Raw genomic sequence first — 676 nt, forward strand, 5'->3', positions numbered from 1 at the left:
ATCAAAGGGCTGATTCAAAACGGCATCAATAACGGCGAATTTATCCCTTACTATCAAGCTATTGTGGATAGCAGAGATGGCCAAACTGTAGGTTATGAAGCGTTGGTGCGTTGGTCAAGACGCGATGGTTTGGTGCCACCTAATATGTTTATTGGCGCCGCAGAAGAGAGCGGATTGATTGTTCCGATGACAAACCAGATGATTCGCAAAATCATCCAAGATCTTGAGTCACTGCCTGAGTCGATTTGGGTGAGTGTCAATATTGTCTCTTCTCATTTAGAAACCGGTTCGTTAACCAAACTTCTGGCAGATTTGAATTGGCCGTGTGCAAACCGAATTCATTTTGAGCTAACAGAAAGAATTCCGGTTAAAGACGTAGAAGCCGCGAAAAAAGAGATTCTCTACCTCACCAACAAAGGTTACAAGTTCAAAATTGATGACTTTGGAACTGGGTATGGTGGCTTTTCTTATTTGCAGGACTTGGGTATTCGCTGCTTGAAAGTGGACAAAATGTTCGTTGATCCAATTGGCTCAGACGACCAAAAACTCAAAGTGTTGGATTCTATTGTGTCTGCGGCGATGAAAGCGGAATGTGAAATGATTGCCGAAGGCGTAGAAAACAGAAAGCAGATTGAGTATTTGGCTACGCACAATATCTTCTTGATCCAAGGTTATG

At 42.8% G+C, this 676-nt stretch carries 1 protein-coding gene; it reads left to right on the plus strand.

Annotation, left to right across the window (positions count from 1 at the left end):
- A partial coding sequence (locus R7P74_RS26810; protein WP_318123698.1) for an EAL domain-containing protein occupies positions 1–676 on the plus strand: 676 nt, incomplete at both ends.

This window comes from Vibrio sp. 2033 (assembly GCF_033339735.1).